The sequence below is a fragment of the Prevotella sp. MGM2 genome (assembly GCF_002933955.1).
GTDB lineage: Bacteria > Bacteroidota > Bacteroidia > Bacteroidales > Bacteroidaceae > Alloprevotella.
In genome coordinates this window covers 1-26,649 of the sequence record NZ_BEWW01000281.1, presented here as the reverse complement: position 1 = coordinate 26,649, position 26,649 = coordinate 1, and the positions used below count along the sequence as shown (strand labels likewise).

The window sequence follows — 26,649 nt, the reverse complement described above, 5'->3', positions numbered from 1 at the left end:
ATAATGTGTGTTGTAATGAAACAGAGACCAACAACTGAAGAGGAATTTAAAACAATCATGAATAATTGTCGTGATCTGTTTATAAAAAAAATGCATGATTATGGAACGGCATGGCGTATTATGCGTCCTTCCTCTATAACCGATCAAATTTATATAAAGGCTAACCGTATCCGCTCTATTAACACGACAGGCCAAAATTTAGTCGGCGAAGGCATTGCCGATGAATTCATAGGAATTGTCAATTATGCGATTATGGGAATGATACAGTTGCAGAAAGGAGCCAACATAACCATAGAAAATGACATTTCACAAGAGGAAACACTCACCCTTTATGATGAACATGCCAAAGCATCGTTACAACTTATGCTCCGTAAAAATCATGACTATGGTGAGGCATGGCGAAATATGCGCATTAGTTCATATACAGATCTTATCCTTATGAAAATCTTCAGAACCAAACAAATTGAAGATTTAGAAGGACAAACTCTCGTATCTGAAGGTATTGCCGCCAATTATATGGACATGATGAATTATGCCATTTTTGGATTAATAAAACTAACTATTGAAGCATAAAACACGACATATCACAATTTGGAGTATTGTCACAGTTTGCCGTTTATTGCTAGCTGGGACTTTGGTGTTTTCAGGTTTTGTCAAAGCCGTAGACCCCATTGGCATGCTTCATAAAATTAATGTATATTTTACTCACTGGGGACTACACTTTCCCTCCAATTCTTTAACGTTAAAAGTACTGGTAATTAGTCTTTCTACTGCAGAATTTATACTAGGTATCTACCTATTGCTTGGTATGCGTCGGCGTTTTACAACTGTTGTGACATTATCATTCATAGCAGTTATGACTTTGCTTACATTACTAATTAATATTTACAATCCAGTACCAGACTGTGGATGTTTTGGCGAAGCCATCACATTAACCAATGAACAAACATTAGGTAAAAATATCATTTTACTATGTAGTGCTATCATTTGTTTTGCCAAGAAAAAATACATGTTACGCCTCATATCTGAACGTAACCAATGGATCACATCTTTATATTCTTGGGCATACATTATATTACTAGGGTTATATTCACTACATTATCTCCCATCCATAGATTTCACTCCTTTCAAGACAGGTGTTGACATTAAAAAAGCTTATTACTCGCCAGATTCTCTTACTCCAGCCTCACTCGCTAGTTTTGATTGTTTTGACAAATATGGGAATCCTATAACAGAAACCCTTCTTAATGAACATGGCTTTACATTTCTGCTAACCTTACCAGACATTAGGTATGCGGATGATGGCTGCAATGATAGAATTAATGACATTTATGACGCGTGTCAAGATTCAAATTATCATTTCTATGGATTAGCTAATATTAATGCAGACTCCATGGCTATAAATAAATGGATTGATTTGACTGGAGCAACCTATCCAATTCTTACAGCTGATCCCAATCAGATTAATGCAATGGTTCGTTCCAATCCAGGTTTGCTCCTGCTCCACAATGGGAAAATCATAGAAAAATGGAGTAATAATAATCTACCAGTAATAACTACAGAAGGAAAATGGACTCCTTCTCAAAACAAATGGTTGGCAGACTTGTCTTATATAAAACTCATCTTATGGTTCATTCTACCACATTATAATAACATTAGATCGTATTTGGATTGGCAGTAAATTATTCAAACATTACATATTCACCAAACGTTTAAACAAAACAATCATGAGAAAAAAAATTGTAGCAGGAAACTGGAAAATGAATTTGAATCTGCAAGATGGCATTGCATTAGCCAAAGACCTCAACACTGCATTAACGGCAGATAAGCCTAACTGCGATGTGGTCATCTGCACACCTTTCATTCATCTTGCTTCTGTAGCCAATGAAATTGACAGCAATATAATCGGTTTAGGTGCAGAAAATTGTGCAGACAAGTCAAGTGGAGCTTACACTGGTGAAGTATCTGCAGAAATGGTTAAAAGCACAGGTGCTCAGTATGTCATACTTGGTCATAGTGAACGTCGTGCATATTATAACGAAACACCTGAAATCCTGAAGGAAAAAATAAACTTAGCCTTAGCTAATGGTTTAAAAGTTATTTTCTGCATTGGAGAAGTTCTTGAAGAACGTGAAAGTGGCAAACAAAGTGAGGTAGTAAAATCACAACTTGAAGGTTCACTTTTTGATTTATCTGTTGAGGAATTCAAAAATATTATCTTGGCTTATGAACCTGTATGGGCTATTGGTACAGGAAAAACAGCCAGTGCAGAACAGGCTGAAGAAATGCATGCTTTTATCCGTAGTGCCATTGCAGAAAAATTCGGGAATGAAGCTGCTGAGAATGTTAGCATCCTTTACGGTGGTAGTTGCAAACCTAGTAATGCCAAAGAAATTTTTGCAAAAGCAAATGTTGATGGTGGCCTGATTGGTGGTGCAGCGCTAAAGGTCGCAGATTTCAAAGGAATCATTGATGCTTGGAAATAATAAACACCATAAGTCAACGAGATATAAGTCTGAGACTTTATTATCTCGTTGACTTTCTCTTAATTATACAGTCCTATAAAAATGCCAATTCTAAAATTTCTTATCCATAGTATTATTTTTTTAATACCATCAGTTGCAATAGGGCAATCAACTTTCACGGAACATATTCAAAAACAACAGGCCGGCGAAGGAAAGGTTATCATCGTTCAAGACAGCAAAATTGATGATGTTGTAAATAATGTGCCAAAGAAGTCTCCTTCCTCCCAATCCAATACAGAACTCAAAGAAAGCACACAAAACAACCAGCATAATGAAAAAGAAGAAAGATATAAAAATAATACAACCTCTCATTATGCTGGAACACGGCAACGCTATCAAACTACAGGCTATCGCATTCAAATATTTACAGGTAATAACTCCCATAAAGACAAAACAATGGCTTATGAAATAGGAAAAAAATGCCAAAAAACTTTTCCTATGCTATCCATATACCCTCGCTTCATAAACCCTCGTTGGACATGTCGCGTTGGTGATTTCAAAACTCATGAAGAAGCCAATAAATATGCTCAAAAAATACGTTCTGCAAAAGTCTCAAAAGAAGTAAGAATTGTAAAATGTACAGTTCTTTTAGCCCATTAATTCCATAATATCCACATTCTAAAAATGATTTACGAAAACGAGAAAATAGAAAAGCTAAAGGTTCACTACGAACAAATCTTAAAACTTCTGGGAGAAGACGCTCAACGCGAAGGGCTTATTAAAACTCCAGAACGTGTAGCCAAAGCGATGTTAACTCTAACACGAGGATATGCCATGGACCCTATTGCAGTTTTAAATTCTGCAAAATTTAACGAGCAATATAATCAAATGGTCATTGTCAAAGACATCAATTTCTATTCTTTGTGTGAACACCACATGTTGCCTTTTTATGGTAAAGCTCATGTTGCATACATTCCTAATGGCTATATTACCGGATTGTCAAAAATAGCACGCGTTGTTGACATCTACTCTCACCGTCTTCAAGTACAAGAGCGTATGACACTTCAGATTAAAGATTGCATCCAAAAGGCACTTAATCCATTAGGAGTTATGGTAGTCATTGAAGCTAAACATATGTGCATGCAAATGCGTGGTGTTGAAAAACAAAATTCCACCACAACCACTAGTGATTTTTCAGGAGTTTTTCAACACGCTAAAACACGAGAAGAATTCCTAAAACTCATCTCAAACAAGTCCTGATCACACATCCTTTTAACAGAACAATCACTAACTTCACTCATTCTCTCTTTAGATAAACAGAATGAGTGATATTTTTTTTCTTAAATACTTGTTTTTTTCAAAAGTTATTAGCAAATTTGCCTTACAATCTAACAAAATTAATACAATCATGGAAAACGATAAAACAACAATCTGCGGATTAAAAAAAGAAAATTTTCAAAAAGAAATAAAAGGCAAACAAACAAATCTTTACTTTCTGCATAATGTAAACGGCATGGAAGTCGCGATAACCAATTATGGTGGCTCGCTTGTAGCCATAATGGTACCTGACAAAAATGGAAATTTTGCCAATATCATTCAAGGACATGATAATATAGATGACTGCATCTCATCGCCGGAACCTTTCCTTTCGACTCTCGTAGGTCGTTATGGGAACCGCATTTGCCATGGAAAGTTCACACTCAACGGCAAAGAATATAATTTAGCCATTAACAATGGCCCCAACCATCTTCATGGAGGACCAACAGGCTTTCATGCCCGTGTATGGGATGCCGAACAAATAAGCGATTGTGCCCTCGTTCTTCGTTATATCTCTGCCTATTATGAAGAAGGATTTCCTGGTGAGCTGTCAATGACAGTCATGTACACTTTAACAGACGAAAATGAACTTGTCATTGATTATAAGGGAACAACCAACAAAAAGACCATTGTCAATATGACAAGCCATGGTTTTTTCTCCTTGGCAGGAATAGCCAATCCTACCCCTACTTGTGAAAACGTTATTTGTGAAATCAATGCAGATTTTTATATCCCCATAGATGAGAACTGCATTCCCACTGGAGAAATTCGTAGTGTGAAAGGTACACCATTTGACTTTACAACTCCCCACACCGTAGGCGAGCGCATAGACGCTGATGATGAGCAGATAAAAAACGGTGCCGGTTACGATCACTGCTATGTACTCAACAAAAAAGAACCAGGAGAATTGACTTTCGCCGCAAAAATCACTGAACCTATTTCCGGACGCATCATGGAAGTTTATACAACTGAACCGGGATTACAATTCTATTCAGACAATTGGGCCGATGGTTACAAAGGCCAACATGGTGCTACATTCGGTCGGCGAAGCGGACTCTGTTTTGAAGCACAGCACTTCCCTGACAGCCCCAACCGCGCTTATTTTCCTCCTGTAGTGCTTAAATCCGGAGATGTGTACACTCAAAAAACAATTTATAAATTCGGGATACAAGAATAAACAGACAAATAAACATATAAGTTAGCAATGATGTCAATCCACTCATTACTAACTTATATATTTATTTTAATAATATCATCTTAAGACTATAATAATTAATCATTTACTAATTAAAATCTTTTAAACCATGAGTAATTCAAAAAAACAGTGGGGAGCCATCATCGTGATGATTGCGCTCTTTGCCATGATTGCTTTCGTGACCAATCTGTGCAATCCTATGGCAAAAATCATTAAAAACCAAGGCGAAATTTCTACCGTACTCGCTCAAATTGGCAACTACGGAAATTTTGTAGCCTATCTTATCATGGGCATTCCTGCCGGTATGCTTATAGCTAAATTCGGCTACAAGAGAACGGCTCTTATCGGCCTTGTTGTTGGCGCACTTGGCATTGGTATACAATGGTATAGCGGCCAATTAAATGTTGAAGAAAATCTTGGTCTTGTATTTGCAGTCTATTTGATAGGCGCTTTCATTGCTGGTCTGTGTATGTGTATTCTAAACTGTGTGGTAAATCCGATGCTCAACCTCCTCGGCGGTGGTGGAAACAAAGGCAACCAGTTTATCCAAATTGGCGGCGTATTCAATTCTGCTGCTGCTGTAGCCTGCTATATATTGATGGGTGCACTCATCTCCGATATGACAAAAGCCAAGATTGCAGATGCAACACCTGCACTGATGATAGCTTTAGGCATATTCGTTATAGCTTTCATTGTCATCTCTTTTACAAAAATTGAAGAACCGGAACAAGCACCTGTTCGCGTAGACCTCATAAAGGGCGCCCTCAGCTACCGTCATTTCTCACTCGGACTTCTCGCCATTTTCCTTTATATGGGCATTGAAGTAGGCGTACCCAGCTACGTAGGCTTCTATTTAACCGAAGACGCAAAAATACCTGAGAACATTGTAGGTTTACTCGTTGCCGTTTACTGGTTCATGATGCTGATTGGCCGTTTTGTAGGTGCCTCCATTGGCAATAAAGTCAGCGCACGTACTATGATTACCACTGTATCCACCATCACTCTTATTTTAGTACTCTTTGGAATGTACGCCCCCGCCGATATACAGGTTGCATTCCCCGGAGTAGATTGGGCTAAGTTGGAATTCATTACACAAGAAATTCCTGTAGGCATATTTGCATTCCTGCTCGTAGGTCTCTGTACCTCTGTCATGTGGGGTTCCATTTTTAACATGGCCGTTGAAGGTCTTGGAAAATACACAGCCATAGCCTCAGGTCTGTTCATGACAATGGTATTCGGTTGTGCCGTGATGATGTTCATACAAGGTCTCGTAGCTGATGCCACCAGCTATATCACCAGTTTCTGGGTGGTAGCAGGCTGCGCTGCCTACCTCCTCTTCTACGCCCTTGTAGGTAGCCGAGTGAGCAAGCGTGAAGACTAAAATTAATATTATAAACCTAAAATCCCTACCAATATGAAATTAACAATTGAAGACGTGAGAAGCCGTTTCATCGAACATTTTGACGGCAGCACTGGTTCCGTATATGCCTCTCCTGGCCGCATCAACCTCATTGGTGAGCACACGGACTATAACAATGGCTTTGTATTCCCTGGTGCAGTAGAACAGGGAATGATTGCAGAGATCAAGCCCAACGGAACCCGCAATGTACGTGCCTACTCTATCGACCTGAAAGATTATGTGGAATTCAATCTTGATGATGCCGCTGGTCCAAAGGCCAGCTGGGCACGCTACATCTTCGGTGTTTGCCGCGAAATGATGGCTTTAGGTGTCCCTGTCGAAGGATTCAATACAGCCTTTGCTGGCGATGTGCCTCTTGGCGCTGGAATGTCATCTTCCGCAGCCCTTGAGAGCGTATACGCTTTCGCACTTAATGATCTATGGGGTGAGAACAAAATAGAAAAGATGGAACTTGCCCGTGTAGGTCAGCGCACTGAACATAAATATCTTGGTTGCAAATGTGGTATCATGGACCAGTTTGCCTCTGTTCACGGAAAAGCAGGGAGTCTAATGCGTTTAGACTGTCGCAGCGGTGAATTTGAATATTTCCCATTCAACCCCACAGGCTATAAACTTGTTCTTGTCAACTCATGTGTAAAACATGAGCTAGTTGGTTCTCCCTACAACGACCGCCGTGAAAGTTGCGAGCGCGTGGCTGCCACCATCAATAAACATCATCCTGAAGTAGAAACTCTCCGCGATGCAAACTACTCCATGCTTAAGGAAGTAGAAAATGAAGTCTCTGCAGAAGATTACATGCGTGCAAAATACGTCATCGGAGAAGTCGATCGCGTTCTCAAGGTATGTGAAGCTCTCGAGAAAGGCGACTACGAAACCGTAGGCCAAATGATGTATGCCACCCATGAAGGCCTGAGCAAGGAATATGAAGTATCCTGTGAAGAACTTGACTTCCTCAACAATGTTGCAAAAGAAGAGGGTGTTACAGGTTCCCGCATCATGGGTGGTGGATTTGGCGGATGCACCATCAACTTAGTTAGTGAAGAACTCTACGATAACTTTGTCAAAGTTGTTAAAGAAAAATTCATTGCCAAATTTGGAAAATCCCCTGTTGTTATTGATGTTGTCATTGGCGATGGTTCCCGCAAACTCTGCTAAAGAACTTCGATAATAGTTACAACAAAAGCGGGAATACCTTTTGAAGGTATTCCCGCTTTTTGTGTAAAAACAAAACGGAATTCCCCATGGAGAAAACCCCGTTTGACTATTACAAGAATACAACATTTTTCATTCAAAATCAAGAAAGTACTTTCCACAAAAAGATAAGCTTTCCAAACATCATTCCATATTCATGGAATTCAAACTCCATCCATTATCTCCATGATAAATCATCAAATGCGTCATTCCTCCGTCCACACAAATATTCTCCCCAGTAATAAAGCCGGCTTTATCAGAACAAAGAAAAAGTACAATCGAAGCTATATCAGCCGGACATCCCACACGTCCTGCTGGATGCTGTGAAGCATCAGCTCCATAAAAGACCGAACCTGTTGTATCAATCCATCCAGGTGAAACCGAATTAACCCGAACTCTACCAGAAAAGCTAACAGACAAAGCATGGGTAAGAGCTGTAATACCTCCTTTGGCCGCTGTATAACTTTCAGTTTGAGGCTGGCTCATCCTGTCACGTGATGATGAAATATTAACAATTGAAGCGCCTTGAGAGAAATAAGGGGCAAATAATTTAGAAAGATAAAAAGGGGCTGTCAAGCCGACCCGCAAAGCATACTCAAACTCCTCATACGAGCATTCTGCAATACCTTTCATTAAAGGCAGGGCATTATTTACCAATATATCTACCCTACCATACTTACTTATTACTTTTTGCGCAAAAGTCTCCAGTACTTCCTTGTCTGCTACATCTCCAACAAAATGATTGCCAGGTAGCACATCTATAACACAAACCTCTGCCCCAGCCTTGACGAACACTTGGGCTATATGTTCCCCTATGCCTTTTGCACCACCTGTTATCACAACCACCTTGCCACTAAAATACATAATTATTAAATTTGATTTTGCCCCATAACAACCATAAAACAGGAGCCATCATTTTACCATCAATTGCTCTATCTCCTCAAACTTTTTACCCATATTTAACGAAAAGTAAATGCTGTAAAGAAGCGGCCCCCAACGTTTCTGGGCATCAGGAACAAGACAACGATAATTTTCCACATAAGGAAGAGCCAAGGTATAGTATTTTTTGCGTAAAGCAGCAGCCTGTTTATATGCCTTGGAATTGATGTTTGTTGGCATTATAATATTAGCGGCCAAACTGCAATATGCTGCACCTACATAATAATTAGCTTCAACAGCAGTCGTGTCGAGCATTAAACAACGCTTGGAAGTTTCAATCGCCTCTTCATAGCGTTGCAAATTAAGCAAAGCCAAACTCTTGCCTTCCCAAAAGACAACACAAGTACTATCCATTTGCAAAAGACTGTCAGATGCCATCACCAGTATTTGATAATCTCCACGCTCCGCACAATAATCAGCCCATCGGGTAAAGAAAAAAGGATATTGAGGATAATCTTTCAATCCGAGTTTCAGATAATCATAATAAGCAATGCTGTCCTTCAATGCTTCAGCTGATAGTGACATATATTCAAGAGCCTTACAACGATACTGGTTAGAATCTTCCAATAGAAAATTTTTAAATGTAAAAACCTCTGAATAATTATCGCTCAAATAGGCACTCTTCAGATAAAGATAGGCATTCCTCTGATAATTGGAATATGGTATGGCTGATTTATTACTTCCCCAAATTGCAAGTAAAGGAACCTGTATACTATGCTTTAACAAAGGCATAGCTGATGCATACTGCTTTTTGCTATAAAAATAACGTGCACCCGCATTAATGTTGGAATAATATCGATGTAACAATTCTTGATTCCCTTTTACAAACTTCATTTTCTTGCCTTCCTTGGCCAAACGCTGTTGCTCCTTCACATCACAACGAAGAATGTAATCATAAATTCCTAATGTACTATTAAAAAACTTAGCCGTATCATAAGATTGCTTTAAATAAGCCTTCTCATTCTCCACATTATTAATCAGAATCTGAGCCTCTTTTCCATAATCATATAATTGCGGATCTTCACACAAAAGACTATCCTTTGTAAGTTCTTCTACTTGTTTTAAAGCTTCAGTTCCGTTTTTGCTTTTCAAAGCAGCTTTCACCGGCTTGAACTGTTTCTGCGCATGGAGCATCCCCGATGGGCAGGCAACAAAAAAAGATACGATGAACAGAATATACTTCATTACTTAATTCATTTTATACAAGCACACCCGAAACGCAAATATTCGTTGCATTCCGGATGTGCAGTTACTGATTCGAATTGTTTTCTATAAAACCATAAATCTTTATATCAAATGCCCTCTATGACAGCATCTATCTCAGCTTTTTCCGCTTTCATTTGCAGATTCTCATAAATCATCTGCAATGTATATGCCCAAACCTTGGGTTGATTCGGAGCTAAAGCACGCGCTTTCTCCATATAAGGCAATGCCTTCTGATAATAGCTTTTGATTGTAGACAATTCCTTATTATAGGCAGCTTCATCTTTCTTATAAACAGCCTTATTAGTTCCTACATACTTAAATTTTCCCGCCAATTTGTCGGCCACAATCTGATTGATATAAGCTGAGGCCATGTTCACATTAGCTTCAAGAAAATCCGGATCATAGCTCAAGGCTTTCTCAAAACTCTCCTTCGCAGCCTGATAATCTTTCTTCATGTTAAGTTCCACGCAACCTTTCATATACCAGGCAATTTTATTATTGGGAGAAGCTGCAACCATGTCACTTGCCATTTTCTCTGCCGCAGCTAAATCATTATGGCTCACATAGTAATAAAGCAGGTTTTGCATAAAATTAGCGCTTTCGGTGCGACTCACAGCTTCTGTCAACGTTTTAAGCCACATGACAGAGTCACCTTTCTCCACATACGATTGCATTTTAATGATATACAAATCCCTCATACTGAGCGTATCACTGCTTAAGGCCTGATCGGCATAAGTTATAGCCTTATCCCATTTTTTACCATTATAACTCAGCAAGGCAAGGTTTACAGCGGTCTGACTATAAGCTGTTTTCTTTGAAGCATAGATAGAGTCTGTTTCATGAGAGGAGAATATCGGATTCTTGGGTAAGGCCAGATATTTCTCAAACAATTCCGTAGACTTCTCGATATTACCGTTCTGATTCATGAAAATCGCCGCATAATTATAATAGTCGAGCATGGAAAGCATACGTCCATGATTGGCTGCAACAAATTTCGACTTTACACGTCCCTTTTCATCAGGTTTGATATCCGCCTCATGACTACGGGTATAGTAATCTACCATTTTATCCAAACTATTCACAAACAACAAAGTGTCGAAAGGTACCCCTTGCGATGCTTTGATAAGCTCGGGATTGAAGATTTGTGCATTCACTTCAGCTGCCTTATGGTACATTTCGGCAAACTTTGTGGTTTTAGGATTTTTCAAGGCTTCTTCAAAAACAGCGGCAGCTCCTTGAAGATCACCTTTTTCAGTAAGCGTTTGTGCCTTGTAAATGGCATTGTTCTGTGCAAGAGTACTGCCGCAGATAACACCAAAAGTCAAAGTTAAGATTATCTTTTTCATAATCATAATTAATTAATGGTTAGCATTCGTTATTTGATTTCATTTTCAGAACTTGCCGTATCCGACTGTACATCGGCAACGCAGCCTTCCTCTACAATTTCCGTTTCAGACTCTTCAGCATCCGGTTCTTCCGCCGGAACCTGGCAAACACTTGATATTGTATCATTTCTACGTCCCAAGTTAATGAGTTTCACGCCTTGGGTGGCACGTCCCATCACTCGTACATCCACCAGATTAAGTCGCAACGTAATACCACTCTTATTGATAATCATAAGATCGTTCTCATCCGTTACAGCTTTAATGGCCACGACTTTTCCTGTCTTTTCAGTAATGCTGATAGTCTTGACACCCTTACCACCACGATTAGTCATACGATAATCTTCCACAAGACTGCGCTTACCGTAACCTTGATCGCTGACAACCATAATCGTTTCACGCTCCTTGTCATTGATACATACCATACCAACCACTTCATCTTCACCATCGTCATCAAGCGTCATGCCACGTACACCTGTAGCTGTACGTCCCATTGTGCGAACAGCATTTTCCTCAAAACGAATGGCACGGCCATTACGGTTAGCCAGCATAAGTTCATCTTCACCATTAGTAAGACAAACGCTGATTACACGGTCATCTTCACGTATTGTTATAGCATTGACTCCATTGGTGCGCGGACGTGAATATTCTTCCAGACAAGTTTTCTTAATAATACCATTCTTTGTACAGAAGAGGACATAATGTGACTTACAGAAATCCGCATCGCCCAACTTACGAATATGCAAACAAGCGTTAATGCTGTCGTCCGAATCTATGTTGAGCATATTCTGAATAGCTCTTCCTTTAGCGTTTTTAGCACCTTCCGGTATTTCATAGACCTTCAGCCAGAAACAACGTCCCTTGGCCGTAAAGAACAACATAGTGTTGTGCATCGTGGCGGGATATATGTATTCAATGAAGTCTTCATCACGAATAGAGCCTCCTTTCGACCCCACTCCACCGCGAGCCTGCGCCCGGAAATCTGCCAAAGGCGTACGTTTAATGTAACCCAGATGACTAATGGTTATGACCACTTCATCATCGGCATAGAAATCTTCGGGATTAAACTCTTGCTCCGAGAGTTTGATTTCACTACGACGCTCATTGCCATATTTTTCCTTCACTTCAATGAGCTCATCTTTCATTACTTTCTTGCAAAGTTCGTCATCACTCAGAATCTGCTCGTAATAAGCGATCTTGCGCTCCAATTCTTCAAATTCCTGATGAAGTTTGTCCTGCTGGATATTGGTGAGTTGTGCCAATCGCATATCCACAATGGCCTTTGCCTGAATATCATCAAGCTTAAAACGCGTCATCAAATTCTCGATAGCAGCCTGAGGCGTCTTCGAACTGCGGATGATGCGTACCACCTCATCAATATTATCGCTGGCAATGATAAGCCCTTCAAGAATATGAGCACGTTCCTGAGCTTTGCGCAAATCATAACGTGTACGGCGTATCACGACATCGTGACGATGCTCTACAAAATGACGTATGCAGTCCTTAAGCGTCAACGTTTTCGGACGGCCATGCACCAAAGCAATGCAATTGACAGGGAAGCTCGTCTGAAGCGCTGTCATTTTAAACAGTTTGTTGAGAACGACATTGGTATTGGCATCGCGTTTCACATCCACCACAATACGCATACCTTCGCGGTCACTCTCATCGTTCACATTGGAAATACCTTCAATCCTGCGTTCATTCACGAGGTCGGCTATAGATTTGATCAGCTCAGCCTTATTCACGCCATAAGGAATTTCATTGACAATTATCTTGTCATGGGCCGTGCCGTTTTCTATTTCAGTCTTAGCACGCATCATCACACGTCCGCGACCGGTTTCATAGGCACTTCTAACGCCCTGCATACCCATAATATATCCGCCCGTGGGAAAATCAGGGGCTTTTACGAAATGCATCAAATCCTCGATGCTGATTTCCGGATTATCAATATAGGCGACACATCCGTCAATAACCTCTCCCAGATTGTGGGTCGGCACATTAGTAGCCATACCCACGGCAATACCGCTGGCCCCGTTCACAAGAAAGTTGGGAATACGGGTAGGCATGACCGTCGGCTCCATCAAGGTATCATCGAAATTCGGCATCATGTCCACAGTCTCCTTGTCAAGATCCTGCATCATTGCCTCACCGACCAGGCTCAACCTTGCTTCAGTATAACGCATGGCCGCTGCAGAGTCACCATCCATCGAACCGAAGTTTCCCTGTCCGTCCACCAGCGGATAACGCATGTTCCAATCCTGTGCCATACGCACTAAAGCGCCATAGACCGAGATATCGCCATGAGGGTGGTACTTACCCAACACATCACCCACAATACGGGCCGATTTACGGGTGGGTTTATCATGCGTATTATTCAGTCCCAACATACCATAGAGGATACGCCGGTGAACCGGCTTAAATCCATCGCGCACATCGGGCAAAGCACGAGCCACAATTACCGACATGGAATAGTCGATATAGGAAGATTTCATTTCTTCCTCTATGTTTACTTTTATAATTTTGTCTTCGTCTAACATACTGTTTTGATAATTCTTATTTTTATTGCAAAGATAGTAACTTCTGTGTAAAGACAGAATATTAAAAACGTCCATTTTCAAAAAAACAAACTTTTTAAGCGATTTCCGACACTCAACGTTCTCTTTCGACAGGTAGCCGGAAGCAAAAACTCATTGTCTTAAAATCAATAATAAGCCTATTTCCGCCATTATCTAAATAAAGAGTATCCCCACCAATATGATAATTATCAAGCACACTCCAACTTTTAACACAATTTGTTTTTGGATGAAAAATGTAGTATATTTGTAATTGCGAAGCGGGGCTTTCTGTTTGAAAGTCCCGCTCTCTCAATATTTCCAAGTGGAAAAGCACCAATTATTCGCTATATTCCTTTTCAAAAATCCCAGTATTCGAATTAAAATTTCAAGTATTCGAATTAAAACTGCAATAAGAACTTTTCAAAATCCAATAAAATCAACCGATATCCTCGCGCTTCATTTGTAATAAAAGGTTAAAAATGTTAATTCCAATAACCTCTTCAAACGCTACTTCTAAAGATTTTTTCTATTTGGCATAATATATGCATTCCTATGACACACAACCCATACAGTTGTTTTCACCATAACAACCAATATATGAAAAACATAGAAAGGGATTGCAGTGTTACAACCAAAATCCCTTTCTATGTTAAAATCAGATTCCGAACTGTCCAGTCCCTTTAAAGGACTGAAACTTTTTTTACTCCTTTGCTTTCTGATCTCCCAATTCTATTGTGAAACTTCTATTGAGACCACTCTGTGTCTTGGCACGTATCCACAAGACACGATCGGTAGACAGGTTTGCCGCTTTAACGGCTTCATCAAAATCTTCCTTGGTGCGCATCTCACGATCATTTACCCGAGTAATGATAATGCCCTTTGAAATGCCGGCATCCTGCATTTTCCCTTTTCGGACTGCGGTAACAACAAGTCCATAGCGCAAATTAAGTTCACGCTTTTCCTGGTCAGTAAGAACACGCAAGGCAGCTCCCATTGTGTCGCTGTCCACACTCTCCAGCGCCACAGTTGTACCTTGCACATTGCGCAAGGTCACAGTGGCTTTCTGCGTTTTCTTGTCGCGCATATAAGTAATGGTCACCTTGTCTCCGGGGCGATGCTTGGTGAGTTGTTCCTGAAGCTGGCTCATTTTCCCGACCTTTTCACCGTCAATGGCAATAATGACATCACCTTCCTTAAGCACATCGGCCACAGCACCGTCGGAAGAGACCTCACCGACATATACGCCGGTCACGGTTCCGAGGTCTATAACTTTATCATTCTTTTCCTTTTGAAGGTCAATATAGTTTGTAACGTCACTACCGGTTATGCCAAGCACAGCCCGTTGTACTGTACCGAACTTTTTGAGGTCATCCACCACTTTATTCATGATTGATGTAGGAATGGCAAAACCGTAACCTGAATAGGAGCCTGTTTGAGAATAAAGCATCGCATTAATGCCTACCAACTGCCCGCGGGCATTGACCAGCGCTCCGCCGGAGTTACCCTGATTAATGGCGGCGTCCGTTTGAATAAAACTCTCGATGCCGCCGGTAGCTCCCAGTCCACGCGCCTTTGCACTGACAATGCCGGCAGTTACTGTTGAGGTCAACCCAAAGGGATTGCCAATGGCAAGCACCCACTCGCCCACTTTCAGATCATCGGAACTTCCTATACTGATAGGCTGCAAACCTGTGGCTTCAATTTTTATAAGAGCAAGGTCCGTGGCCTTATCCGTTCCGATGATACGCCCCTTGAACTCACGGTTATCGTTGAACTTAACCAGCAGTTCGTCCGCATTTTCCACCACATGATTATTTGTCACTATATAGCCATCAGATGTAAGAACAACTCCAGAACCAGCTCCATGACGTTTGGGAGTTTGAATCTGACGCTGCTGACGTCCGCCGCCACCACGTCCGAAGAAATCGCCGAAGAAATCTTCAAAAGGATCAACATAATCGACCATTTGCGTTCTTCCGTTGGTCGTCACTTTAATATAAACCACCGATCCCGTGGCTTTCTCTGCCGCATAAGTTAAATCAACAGGCTGCGTCACTTGTGACACAGCTGCAACCGGAGCTGCTAAACTCAAAGTCATCCCCAACGCCAATGCAGGCAAAAATGTACTTTTAAAAAACATAGACATATTAAATTTTAGTTTTGGTTGTTATTTTGAGATTTCATCAACTGCTTTGGAAAAAGAAGAAAACATCCTTTTTTTTACTGAACAATCTTTCTCGCGGGACAAATATAAGGTTAATCGCTCTAAAACTGTACTTATTCGGACTGAAATCATCATTTGCATGATTTTCTTTAACAAAGACTTCGCTGGTCTTAACAACGATTAAAAATTACCTACCAGATATTTTATAAGTTTTAGCCTTTTTCCATATCCGGCCTTGATGCCTAAATGCTTTCTCATTTATCACTTTCACAATGTTATCAATTGAAAAAAAATAACTAATTTTGCGGCGCTATCGAAACTGTTCTGTATTTTTAAGTAAATACTCAATCATATAAACCAATACGTTAACATTAAAATATATGAATATATCTTATAATTGGCTGAAGTCTTATGTCGACTTCGACCTGACCCCTGAAGAAGTTGCCAAGGCTCTGACCAGCATAGGTCTTGAAGTGGGGGGTATAGAAGAAGTACAGGCCGTCCGCGGCGGACTGGCCGGCCTGGTTGTCGGCCATGTGCTGACTTGTGAGCCTCACCCCAATTCCGACCACATGCACGTTTGTACCGTGGATTTAGGTATTTCCGGCGAAGAACCGGTACAAATAGTCTGTGGTGCCTCCAACGTGGCGCAAGGTCAGAAAGTCATTGTCGCCACATTGGGCACAAAACTTTATGACGGTGATGATTGCTTCACGATTAAACGATCAAAACTACGTGGCATTGAAAGTCTGGGCATGATTTGCGCCGAAGACGAAATAGGCATGGGCAAAAGCCATGATGGCATCATGGTGTTACCTGCAGACACTCCCGTCGGTATGCCGGCAGCCGATTATTTCGGTATCACAAGTGAATACATCATTGAAGTAGATATCACACCGAACCGCGCGGATGCCTGCTCACACTATGGGGTAGCACGTGATTTATATGCCTGGCTGATCCGTAACGGCCAAGCAAGCAGCCTTCACCGTCCTGCTACGGACAGTTTCAGCGTAGACAATCATGATTTAGACATTGACGTTGTTGTGGAAAATCCGGATGCCTGTCCGCGCTATTGCGCTGTCAGCCTGAAAGATTGTAAAGTAGGCGAAAGCCCTGAATGGCTGAAGAAGGCCTTGACCAGCATAGGTTGCCGTCCGATCAACAATGTTGTCGATGTGACCAATTACATTATGTTTGCCTACGGTCAACCGCTTCATTGCTTTGATGCCGACATGATTGAAGGAGGTAAAGTGATTGTCAAAACCTTACCGGAAGGTACTCCATTCGTCACACTTGACGGTGTGGAGCATAAACTCTCAGAAAATGACTTGGCAATCTGCAATACGAAAGAAGCCATGTGTATTGCCGGTGTATTTGGCGGACGTGGCTCTGGTACCTATGAGACTACCCGAAACGTATTGCTGGAAAGTGCTTACTTCCATCCCACCCGGATCAGGAAAAGTGCCCGCCGGCATGGCTTATCCACTGATGCGTCTTTCCGCTTTGAACGCGGCATAGATCCTAACGGCCAGATTTATGCCCTTCAGCAAGCCGCCATTCTTATACGCGAACTGACTGGTGGCACCATAGCCATGGAAATTAAGGATGTTGCAGCTCAAAATCTCAAAAAGCATTTTGACGTGACACTCACCTACCGGTATATTCATGATTTGATAGGGAAAACGATCCCGACAGATGTCATCAAAGAGATTGTTACTTCCCTTGATATGAAAATAACCAAGGAAACGGCAGATGAATTGACACTGCAAGTTCCTGCTTATCGGGTAGACGTCACACGCCCTTGTGATGTTGTAGAAGATATCTTACGCATTTACGGCTACAATAACGTAGAAATTCCCACGGCTGTAAAATCCAGCCTTACGATAAAAGGAGAAGTGGACGATTCCAATAAATTGATAAATTTGGTAAGTGAGCAGCTTGTAGGTCAAGGATTCAACGAAATACTCAATAATTCTCTGACTAAAGAGGCATATTATAAAAACACTCAAACTTTCGCACCGGAAAATTTGGTACGATTACTAAACCCGCTCAGTTCTGACCTCAATGTAATGCGTCAGACGTTGCTTTTCGGAGGACTTGAAGTGATTTCACATAATGCCAATCGTAAAAATGCCAATCTACGATTATTTGAAATTGGCAATTGTTATTCTTATGATGCGACAAAACATAATCCGGAAAAAGTACTCTCTTCTTACAGCGAAGAGAGCCATTTGGGATTGTGGCTAACAGGAAAACGCATTGAAGGCGCATGGGCTCATCCGGACGAAACAACCAGCGTTTATGAGCTGAAGGCTTATGTGGAACTCATACTGCGCCGCATTGGTTTCCCTATGGGCGGAATGCAAATGAAGAACGGCGAAAGTGATATTTTCAGCAAATCATTATGTCTATGTGACCGCAATGGGAAAACTTATCTTGAATTTGGTTTGATTAAGAAAAGTCTGACAAGTGCACATGACATTGATTCCGAAGTTTATTATGCTGATTTGAACTGGAGTCTTATCATAAAGAAAATACGCAATCGCAATGTCAGTTTTTCTGAAATCAGCAAATTCCCCGCTGTAAGCCGAGATTTAGCATTATTGGTAGACAAAAGCATCACTTTCAGCCAAATAGAGCAGGTAGCCAAGGCGTCTGAAAAGAAATTGTTAAAAAAGATAACTCTCTTCGATGTATATGAAGGACAAAATCTGGAAGCCGAGAAAAAAAGTTATGCGGTCAATTTCACTTTACAAGATGAGCAAAAAACAATGAACGACAAACAGACTGATGCCATTATGCAAAAGATTATAACCAATCTCCAAAAACAACTGGGGGCCCAGCTACGTTAAACGTCTATTGTAGGCACAAAACTTTTTAGTACAATTCATTATATACACAACAAAATAAACAATCCAAATGGGAAGAGCTTTTGAATACAGAAAGGCAGCCAAAATGAAAAGATGGGGGCACATGGCCCGCACATTCACCAAAATAGGCAAACAGATTGCTGTTGCTGTAAAAACCGGCGGCCCAGAACCTGAGAACAACCCTACGCTACGCGCTATTATCGCTACTGCGAAGCGAGAGAACATGCCGAAAGACAACATTGAGCGTGCTATCAAAAACGCAATGGGTAAAGACCAAAGCGAATACAAAACAATGACCTATGAAGGCTACGGTCCTCATGGAGTTGCCATTTTTGTTGATACGTTAACAGACAACCCTACCCGTACCGTTGGTGATGTACGTTCTGTATTCAACAAATTCAGCGGTAATCTTGGTACTATGGGTTCACTGGCCTATCTCTTTGACCATAAGTGTGTATTCTCATTCAAAAAAACAGAAGGTCTAGATATGGATGAGATGATACTCGACCTCATTGATTATGGCGTTGAGGACGAATATGATGAGGATGAAGAAGAAGGAAGTATCACCATTTATGGCGACCCCAAATGCTTCGGACAAATTCAGAAACATCTTGAAGAGAATGGTTTTGAAGTAGTTGGTGCTGAATTCACTTATATTCCAAATGATCTTAAAGAGGTTACCTCCGAAGAACGTGAAAGTATTGACAAGATGGTGGAACGTTTGGAAGATTTTGACGACGTACAAACTGTTTACACCAATATGAAACCTTCAGAAAACTAAGCCCCTCCCACTCCATAAACAAAGAACTTGACCGCAGACACGCTGAATCACACGTACAACTGCGGTCAAGTTTCTTGATTAAATCCCCCAACCTCTATCATGGAATTCAAAAATTTATTGGCTGCCAAATCCAGACGCGAATTACGAGAATGGCTTATGTTCCATCATAATATTGAAACAGAATGTTGGGTTATAGTAAAACGCGGAAGACCTCAAAATGACAGTACATTCTGGTATGTAGATGCTGTAGAAGAAGCTATGTGCTTTGGATGGATTGACAGCATTATAAAGAAAAACGAAAAAGGCATAACAGTACAAAAATTAGGTCCCAGAAAGATTCGAAGCAACTGGACGGAACTAAACAAGGAAAGATGCAGACGATTGGAACGGATGAGGCTGATGACAGACGCTGGAAGAAAAAGACTGCCAGACATGTCAGAAAAAGGATTTATTATAGATAAGGACATACTGCAAACATTACAATCTGATCGGGATTTATGGGAAAAATTCATCCTTTTACCAGATTTATATAAAAGAGTCAGAATAGATACTATCCAATCCCAAAAGAAGCACTCTTTGACACTATTCCAAAACCGGTTGGACAAATTCATTGAAAATACCCGCAAAGGTATTCTTTATGGAGAATGGAATGACAATGAACGATTATTGAACTATTGATAGTCTTTAGGTTCTAAAATGATAGTACAAACTGTTTGTCCATTGTCTATCGCCTTATAAACATAACCGAAATTTATTGCTTCGTCTTTACATGTTTTCCATTTAGCATCACCCTTCAGTTCATTCACAAGATATTGCTTCAAAACATCTTTTCGTGACAGGACCACAGAGGCTGCTGAAGTATCGATAGAAAAACATCGCCAATAAATACGTGTAGAAACATCATAAACCATACTATCCAATACTGTAAAATCATCTAATCTTTGAGGGCAATGCTTTTGAGTATATTCCTGCGCCTCCCGCACCATTCTATTATTTAAATTATTATTACACCCCACTAAAAATAGAAATAACAATACAAAAGAAGCGAATAATCGTCCCATATTTTTGCTGATATTTAATTGATTTGTACTTTTGCTTTTATAGCCGTCCTACATCAGGAACAAAAAAGCTATAGCTAATTAATTTTCGCAAAGATACAAATAACTTCATAATTTATTCTTTATGTACGAAGAAAGAATAGAGCGGGCTGTGAATCTTTTTTTATCTGGTTTCAACTGCTCACAATCAGTAGTTACCGCTTTTGCCGACCTCTACGGTTTCACTGAAGAACAAGCACTGCGCATGTCCGCGTCCTTTGGAGGAGGTATTGGACGCATGCGCCAAACTTGTGGCGCTGCATGCGGCATGTTTCTCTTGGCAGGTCTAGAGACAGGGTGTACTGACGGAACTGACCGAGAGGGAAAATCCTACAATTATAAAATTGTACAACATTTAGCTGAAAGATTTAAGGAAGAAAGCGGTGCACTAATATGCTCTGAACTTTTAGGATTAAGGAAAGACGCACCAACTAATAATCCAAAAGCTGAATCACGCACACCAGAGTATTATGCGAAACGCCCGTGTGCCAGAATGGTAGAAAATGCAGCACGCATTTTTGCCCAATTTCTTAACGAACGACAAACATGAAAATTTTACTCTTAGGCGAATATAGTAATGTACACTGCACTCTTGCTCAAGGTCTTCGAAAATTAGGGCACGATGTGACCGTTGCATCCGATGGCGATAGCTGGAAGAATTACCCACGCGATATCGATTTAAAACGTACAGACTTCGGAAGATTTAAATCGCTTGCTTATATTCTGCGTTTACATAAAAGTTTCCATAAGTTCAAAGGATTTGATATAGTCCAAATAATTAATCCGGTTTTCTTACCTCTCAAAGCCGAGCGCATTTGGTCTTTTTATAAATACTTGCGCAAGCATAACAACAAAATATTCATGGGCGCTTTTGGGATGGATTTTTATTATGCACAAGCTTGTTTGGATTGTCATACATTCCGTTACAGCGATTTCAACATAGGAAAAACCATACGCCACACCAAAGAGACTGAAGTTTGGAAACATGATTGGATAAATGGAGAAAAAGCCCGATTAAACCAATATATAGCCGCTGATTGTAACGGCATAATAGCCGGACTTTATGAATATCACACAGCCTACAAAAAGCATTGGTCTCAAAAACTCACATTCATCCCATTTCCTATCATCCCCCCCCCATCTCCCCATATCGTAAAGGAAACTCCCATGAAAATAAAGTTTTTCATAGGCATCCAGCGAGCACGTTCAGCTTATAAAGGTACAGACATCATGTTACGGGCTTTAGAGCGTGTAACAGCCCGTTTCCCAAACGAAACAGAAATGATAAAAGTTGAATCTGTTCCCTTTACCCTTTATCGCCAACTGATGGACGGCTGCCATATCATTCTGGATCAACTTTACGCTTATACCCCAGCCATGAACGCACTTGAAGCCATGTCTAAAGGACTTGTAGTGGTGGGCGGCGGAGAACCTGAAAATTATGAAATCATCAGCGAAACCAATCTGCGTCCCATTATTAACGTAATCCCTACGGAAGAAAGTGTTTATAACGCATTATGCGATATTATCATACACCGTAATAAATTACCTCAACTATCAGCCGACAGCCGTACGTACATTGAACGGCATCACGACTATTTGAAAGTAGCTCAAGAATATATTGACTTTTGGAGTGCAAGTGAATGAAAACACAAGCAAACGATTCAACCCAATACGAAGAAAGAGAAAAAAACAGGTTTGCTTGGCTGTTTTGCCAATTATAAGTATTTTTGCGAAAGTATAACCATTAAAAAACAAAATATATTATGAGAGTCATTATCGAACCGGACTATGAAAAACTGTCGCAGTGGGCTGCAGACTATGTGGTAAACAAAATCAATGCTGCTAACCCTACAGCAGAGAAACCTTTTGTTTTAGGACTTCCTACAGGCTCTTCCCCTATAGGCATGTATAAAGCATTAGTCAAAGCCAATAAAGAAGGACGAGTAAGTTTCAAACATGTTGTTACTTTCAACATGGACGAATATGTTAACCTGCCTGAAGAGCATCCGGAAAGTTACCACTCTTTCATGGCCAACAACCTTTTCAATCATATAGACTGCCCCAAAGAGAATATCCACCTTCTCAATGGCAATGCTAAAGACTTGGAAGCAGAATGTGCCAACTATGAAAAGATGATTGAAGATGCTGGCGGTATAGATCTCTTTATCGGTGGCATCGGTCCTGATGGGCACATTGCTTTCAATGAACCGGGAAGTTCACTAACCAGCCGTACACGCATGAAGACGCTAACAACCGACACTCGTGTAGCCAATTCACGCTTTTTTGACGGTAACCCCGAAAATGTTCCGGCCACAGCTCTGACTGTAGGTGTTGGTACTGTAATGAGTGCCAAAGAGGTACTCGTTCTTTGTAACGGACATAACAAATCACGGGCACTCCAAGCAGCTGTAGAAGGCCCTGTCACACAACAATGGACTATATCTGTGCTTCAAATGCATCAACACGGTATCATTGTATGCGATGAGGCCGCTTGCGAAGAATTACGCCACGGCACTTACAAATATTTCAAAGACATCGAAAAAGATTCTCTCTGATATAACGCATACTTAGAAATTTAATCAAGAGGCTGTTGGCCGCTGCAAAACCATTAATGTGTGGCTGACCGACAGCCTTTATCATATTCCTCTATCTATTTAATAAAACAATGTCCACAAACATATCTCCTTTTTCCAAGCCCAAATATGTCATGCTGAAACCTGCAGGTGCTGCATGTAATATGCGCTGTGACTATTGCTACTATTTGGAAAAGAAAAATCTCTACCAACAACAGCGCCGGCAAATTCTATCAGAAGATATGCTTGAAAAGTTTGTGGAACAATACATGAATATACAAACCACCCCATCGGTTCTTTTCACCTGGCATGGAGGGGAACCGCTGATGCGACCGATAACATTCTATCAAAAAGCACTGGAACTACAAAAGAAGTACGCTAACGGACGACAAATAGACAATGCCATACAAACTAACGGCACTCTCATTACAGACGAATGGGCCCGTTTTTTCAGAAAAAACAACTTCCTCGTTGGAGTATCCATTGACGGTCCTGAAGAAATGCACAATGCCTATCGCCTCACCCAGCAAGGGAAACCCTCTTGGCAACAGGTAATGCGCGGTATACGAACACTTAACCGCCATAATGTAGAATGGAACGCCATGGCCACTGTTAACAACTTGAACGCAGACTCTCCAGAAGCATTCTACCATTTTTTCAAAGAAATAAATTGCCATTTCATCCAATTCACACCAGTAGTAGAACGTCTTTACCGACATCAGGACGGTCGCACCCTTGCCAGTCCCATTGATGGTGCCTGGGCAGAACTAGCTCCTTTTTCAGTAACACCAAAGCAATGGGGAAACTTCCTGTGCCGTCTCTTTGATGAATGGGTACGAGAAGATGTCGGAAACTATTTTATCCAAATGTTTGATTCCACTTTAGCTGGTTGGATGGATATGGAACCATCCGTCTGCTCACTAGCCAAGACCTGTGGACATGCCGCAGTAATGGAAGCTAACGGTGACATATATGTCTGCGATCATTATGTATTTCCTCAATTCAAACTAGGAAATATCGCTGAACACACCCTCACAGAACTAATGTATAGTGCTGCTCAAAATGACTTCGGACAAAACAAAGAAAAATTGCTCACCACTCAATGTCGCCAATGCGACTATCTCTTCGCCTGCCATGGTGAATGCCCACGCAATCGGTTCTCAATATCAGCAGACGGCCAAAAAGGACATAACTACTTATGTCAGGGATACTATCGATTCTTCAAGCATGTAAGCCGCTACATGGACTACATGAAATATCAACTGCAACATGAACAGGCTCCCGCCAACATCATGGAGTGGATAAAATCTGGCGAACCAGAATATAGGCATTAACCTGAATATCATAAAAAGCATGTTCCTTATAGACTGATAGATATGAAAGAAAAACAGACGATCTACATCCAAGCCTACCATTCCCCTTATGGCGATTTGCTGCTTGGAGCAACAGAAGACAAACTCTGCCTCTGTGACTGGAGCAAAGGTACACCCAGAACTATAGTAAACCAAAGATTTCAACGCTTGATGAAAGCTGATTATAAAGAAAATTATTCAAAAATATTATCAAAAGCCCGAAAACAATTAGAAGAATATTTTACCAAACAACGAACTGCTTTTGAAATCCCATTACTCTTTATCGGCACAGAATTTCAAAAAAAAGTGTGGAGCAACCTACTAAAAATACCCTATGGCCAAACCATATCTTACAAGAAATTAGCCCAACAAATGGATTGTCCCTATGCTATCAGAGCTGTAGCCAACGCCAACAGCGCTAACGCACTATCTATTTTCATACCTTGCCATAGAGTCATCGGCAGCAACAATACTCTCACAGGATATGCTGGAGGATTAACCGCCAAGCAACTACTTCTAAATCTAGAAAACGAAAACACCCTAATTCGATAACACATCTTGACCTTACACTATTAAAATCCTATCTACTAAGATTAAAAGTCTTGCCTTTCGAAGGAAAATATCGATAAATCCTTTGACACCAAAGTATTGAAATAAAATCACCGTTTAAGGTTTATGCACAATATGCCAAATAACCATATCTACTTTATCTCTATAACAGCTTCATAGCTGTTGCAGCCGTAATAGCCTCAATGCTATTACCCACACTCAGTTTTTCGATAATATTTTGACGATGACGATTGACAGTGTGAATACTGATATCAAGTAAATCAGCAATTATTTTACTTGGCTTCCCATCCTTTATAAGATGTAGTATTTCCTTTTCCCTTTCAGTAAGAATACGTTTTCTTTTTTCTCCGAAAGAGAGTGCGATTATTTCTCCATTACTATTGTTTATGATATGTGGAGCTATGCCGTCTACCTCTGTTTGGACAGAAGAAAGATTATAGAAACAGAGAATAAGCCATATCTTGCCAGCCGGAGAAAGACCTATTATCTGCGTACTGTTCTCAATGCTCCTATAAATACCCTGCCGGTCTTTCATTCTTATACGACAAGTTGCCTTATAGTATTTCTTCTCGCATTCTTCGAGAGAATCCATCATTTTTAAAAATTCATATTCAAGCATCCTCTTTTCGACAAGGTCTTCGGGATGAAGACGATTATAGATTTCATCCTCATCACTTGAATTTTCTTCTTTATATATGCTTGATTCTTCAGTCAATCCGATTAATGTTCCAAATCCTTTGGCATAGATATAACATTTGTCACAGGACGCATCAGTAACTATCGCACATCCACTATTAATGTCGGCTATAATGGCTGCAATGGCCTTTGCCTCTGCCACATCAGATGGATCCAATGCTTCCATATCAAGATGTTGGGCTTCATAAATCATATTCAATTCTTTGCGAAGTATATCCATGGAATTATTATATAATGGTTATTTTTCAGTATTGCATATATGATATAGACTTCCTAATTTTGCAAAAATAATAATTAAATATCAGACTAATGAAAGAGAGAATAGCTTTTCTTGATGTTATGCGTGTAATCGCATGTTTTATGGTTATCATGATTCACTCTTGTGAATTCTTTTTTATAGATGATAACAATATTGGAATCCAAAATATGCGAGACGGCTTTTGGGTTAGTGTCATCGACAGCGCCTTTAGGTGTTCTGTTCCTCTCTTTGTCATGATTTCATCATTCCTGCTAGTACCAGTAAAGACTGATACTAGAGTGTTTTTTCATAGAAGGCTTCTAAGAGTGGTTGTACCTTTTACTTTATGGTCGATATTTTATGCCACATTACCTTATCTATGGGGAGACATGACAGCAACAGGTGTCATGGAGTCAATATCACATCTCGCCTATAATTTTAATGCATCCAGCGGTCATATGTGGTTTGTATATATGCTTATCGGCCTTTATCTTTTTATGCCTATCATATCACCCTGGTTGGAAAAAACCGGAAAGAATGGAGAACTCTGTTTCTTAACATTATGGTTCATATCCTCTTTTTTCGGGTCAAGCCGAAAACACGGTGCATGAATTTTGAGAAAAGTGTTAAATTTG

At 40.5% G+C, this 26,649-nt stretch carries 24 protein-coding genes; 17 read left to right on the top strand and 7 right to left on the bottom strand.

Going from position 1 to position 26,649, the window contains the following annotated elements:
• The first annotated feature begins 15 nt into the window (after positions 1 to 15).
• The 8 genes from C5S62_RS07435 to galK all read left to right on the top strand — a co-directional run bounded on the left by C5S62_RS07435 (position 16) and on the right by galK (position 7,552).
• Entirely contained in the window at positions 16 to 573 is a 558-nt protein-coding gene (locus C5S62_RS07435) for a DUF1599 domain-containing protein (protein WP_104404754.1), read from the top strand.
• A complete protein-coding gene (locus tag C5S62_RS14115) occupies positions 563 to 1,681 on the top strand; it encodes a DoxX family protein (protein ID WP_104404745.1) in 1,119 nt (372 codons plus the stop codon). Before C5S62_RS07435 ends, C5S62_RS14115 begins: the two co-directional genes overlap by 11 nt.
• A 46-nt stretch (positions 1,682 to 1,727) precedes the next feature.
• Complete coding sequence (gene tpiA, locus C5S62_RS14110; RefSeq protein ID WP_104404744.1) at positions 1,728 to 2,486, top strand: triose-phosphate isomerase; 759 nt, start codon at positions 1,728 to 1,730, stop codon at positions 2,484 to 2,486.
• Positions 2,487 to 2,567: 81 nt separating this feature from the next.
• Entirely contained in the window at positions 2,568 to 3,125 is a 558-nt protein-coding gene (locus C5S62_RS07420; protein ID WP_104404743.1) for an SPOR domain-containing protein, read from the top strand.
• Between the two features lie 24 nt (positions 3,126 to 3,149).
• Positions 3,150 to 3,725 (top strand): GTP cyclohydrolase I FolE, encoded by a 576-nt coding sequence (gene folE, locus C5S62_RS07415; protein WP_104404742.1) that lies wholly within the window; start codon positions 3,150 to 3,152, stop codon positions 3,723 to 3,725.
• A gap of 148 nt (positions 3,726 to 3,873) precedes the next feature.
• On the top strand, positions 3,874 to 4,959 hold the full coding sequence (locus C5S62_RS07410; protein ID WP_104404753.1) for an aldose epimerase family protein: 1,086 nt from the start codon (positions 3,874 to 3,876) through the stop codon (positions 4,957 to 4,959).
• A gap of 127 nt (positions 4,960 to 5,086) precedes the next feature.
• On the top strand, positions 5,087 to 6,358 hold the full coding sequence (locus C5S62_RS07405) for an MFS transporter (protein ID WP_104404741.1): 1,272 nt from the start codon (positions 5,087 to 5,089) through the stop codon (positions 6,356 to 6,358).
• 33 nt (positions 6,359 to 6,391) lie between these two features.
• A complete protein-coding gene (galK, locus tag C5S62_RS07400) occupies positions 6,392 to 7,552 on the top strand; it encodes a galactokinase (protein ID WP_104404740.1) in 1,161 nt (386 codons plus the stop codon).
• 180 nt (positions 7,553 to 7,732) lie between these two features.
• On the opposite strand, the gene C5S62_RS07395 is transcribed toward galK, so the two are convergent.
• The 5 genes from C5S62_RS07395 to C5S62_RS07375 all read right to left on the bottom strand — a co-directional run bounded on the left by C5S62_RS07395 (position 7,733) and on the right by C5S62_RS07375 (position 15,810).
• Entirely contained in the window at positions 7,733 to 8,452 is a 720-nt protein-coding gene (locus C5S62_RS07395) for an SDR family oxidoreductase (RefSeq protein ID WP_104404739.1), read from the bottom strand.
• A 48-nt stretch (positions 8,453 to 8,500) separates the two neighbouring features.
• Positions 8,501 to 9,712 carry a hypothetical protein gene (locus C5S62_RS07390; protein WP_104404738.1) on the bottom strand — a complete coding sequence of 404 codons (1,212 nt, stop codon included), beginning with the start codon at positions 9,710 to 9,712 and terminating at the stop codon, positions 8,501 to 8,503.
• Positions 9,713 to 9,819: 107 nt separating this feature from the next.
• On the bottom strand, positions 9,820 to 11,079 hold the full coding sequence (locus C5S62_RS07385) for a lipopolysaccharide assembly protein LapB (RefSeq protein WP_172486031.1): 1,260 nt from the start codon (positions 11,077 to 11,079) through the stop codon (positions 9,820 to 9,822).
• Between the two features lie 29 nt (positions 11,080 to 11,108).
• Positions 11,109 to 13,652 carry a DNA gyrase subunit A gene (gene gyrA, locus C5S62_RS07380; RefSeq protein WP_104404752.1) on the bottom strand — a complete coding sequence of 848 codons (2,544 nt, stop codon included), beginning with the start codon at positions 13,650 to 13,652 and terminating at the stop codon, positions 11,109 to 11,111.
• 718 nt (positions 13,653 to 14,370) lie between these two features.
• Entirely contained in the window at positions 14,371 to 15,810 is a 1,440-nt protein-coding gene (locus C5S62_RS07375; protein WP_371411195.1) for a S1C family serine protease, read from the bottom strand.
• A 404-nt stretch (positions 15,811 to 16,214) separates the two neighbouring features.
• On the opposite strand from C5S62_RS07375, the gene pheT reads away from it, so the two are divergent.
• From pheT to C5S62_RS07360, 3 genes are all read left to right on the top strand, one after another.
• Positions 16,215 to 18,686: a phenylalanine--tRNA ligase subunit beta gene (gene pheT, locus C5S62_RS07370; protein ID WP_104404735.1), complete on the top strand. Its 2,472-nt coding sequence runs from the start codon at positions 16,215 to 16,217 to the stop codon at positions 18,684 to 18,686.
• Between the two features lie 67 nt (positions 18,687 to 18,753).
• Positions 18,754 to 19,485: a YebC/PmpR family DNA-binding transcriptional regulator gene (locus C5S62_RS07365; protein ID WP_104404734.1), complete on the top strand. Its 732-nt coding sequence runs from the start codon at positions 18,754 to 18,756 to the stop codon at positions 19,483 to 19,485.
• 99 nt (positions 19,486 to 19,584) lie between these two features.
• Positions 19,585 to 20,163 (top strand): YdeI family protein, encoded by a 579-nt coding sequence (locus tag C5S62_RS07360; protein ID WP_104404733.1) that lies wholly within the window; start codon positions 19,585 to 19,587, stop codon positions 20,161 to 20,163.
• Here the strand turns inward: C5S62_RS07360 and C5S62_RS07355 are convergent.
• Positions 20,157 to 20,546 carry a hypothetical protein gene (locus tag C5S62_RS07355; RefSeq protein ID WP_104404732.1) on the bottom strand — a complete coding sequence of 130 codons (390 nt, stop codon included), beginning with the start codon at positions 20,544 to 20,546 and terminating at the stop codon, positions 20,157 to 20,159. The genes C5S62_RS07360 and C5S62_RS07355 overlap by 7 nt on opposite strands.
• Before the next feature lie 121 nt (positions 20,547 to 20,667).
• Here C5S62_RS07355 and C5S62_RS07350 point away from each other — a divergent pair, with 121 nt between their 5' ends.
• The 5 genes from C5S62_RS07350 to C5S62_RS07330 all read left to right on the top strand — a co-directional run bounded on the left by C5S62_RS07350 (position 20,668) and on the right by C5S62_RS07330 (position 25,062).
• A complete protein-coding gene (locus C5S62_RS07350) occupies positions 20,668 to 21,132 on the top strand; it encodes a C-GCAxxG-C-C family protein (protein WP_104404731.1) in 465 nt (154 codons plus the stop codon).
• Positions 21,129 to 22,229: a glycosyltransferase gene (locus tag C5S62_RS07345; RefSeq protein ID WP_104404730.1), complete on the top strand. Its 1,101-nt coding sequence runs from the start codon at positions 21,129 to 21,131 to the stop codon at positions 22,227 to 22,229. The genes C5S62_RS07350 and C5S62_RS07345 overlap by 4 nt, the downstream gene beginning before the upstream one ends.
• A 119-nt stretch (positions 22,230 to 22,348) precedes the next feature.
• Positions 22,349 to 23,140 (top strand): glucosamine-6-phosphate deaminase, encoded by a 792-nt coding sequence (gene nagB / locus C5S62_RS07340; RefSeq protein WP_104404729.1) that lies wholly within the window; start codon positions 22,349 to 22,351, stop codon positions 23,138 to 23,140.
• A 110-nt stretch (positions 23,141 to 23,250) separates the two neighbouring features.
• Positions 23,251 to 24,492, top strand: coding sequence for an anaerobic sulfatase-maturation protein (locus C5S62_RS07335; protein WP_104404728.1), 1,242 nt, complete (start codon positions 23,251 to 23,253; stop codon positions 24,490 to 24,492).
• 42 nt (positions 24,493 to 24,534) lie between these two features.
• Positions 24,535 to 25,062, top strand: a complete 528-nt coding sequence (locus tag C5S62_RS07330; RefSeq protein ID WP_104404727.1) for a methylated-DNA--[protein]-cysteine S-methyltransferase — start codon at positions 24,535 to 24,537, stop codon at positions 25,060 to 25,062.
• A 160-nt stretch (positions 25,063 to 25,222) separates the two neighbouring features.
• Here the strand turns inward: C5S62_RS07330 and C5S62_RS07325 are convergent, their stop codons facing one another.
• Positions 25,223 to 25,996 (bottom strand): LuxR C-terminal-related transcriptional regulator, encoded by a 774-nt coding sequence (locus tag C5S62_RS07325; protein WP_104404726.1) that lies wholly within the window; start codon positions 25,994 to 25,996, stop codon positions 25,223 to 25,225.
• An 89-nt stretch (positions 25,997 to 26,085) separates the two neighbouring features.
• On the opposite strand from C5S62_RS07325, the gene C5S62_RS07320 reads away from it, so the two are divergent.
• Positions 26,086 to 26,625, top strand: a complete 540-nt coding sequence (locus tag C5S62_RS07320) for an acyltransferase (protein ID WP_104404725.1) — start codon at positions 26,086 to 26,088, stop codon at positions 26,623 to 26,625.
• The last annotated feature ends 24 nt before the right edge of the window (positions 26,626 to 26,649 follow it).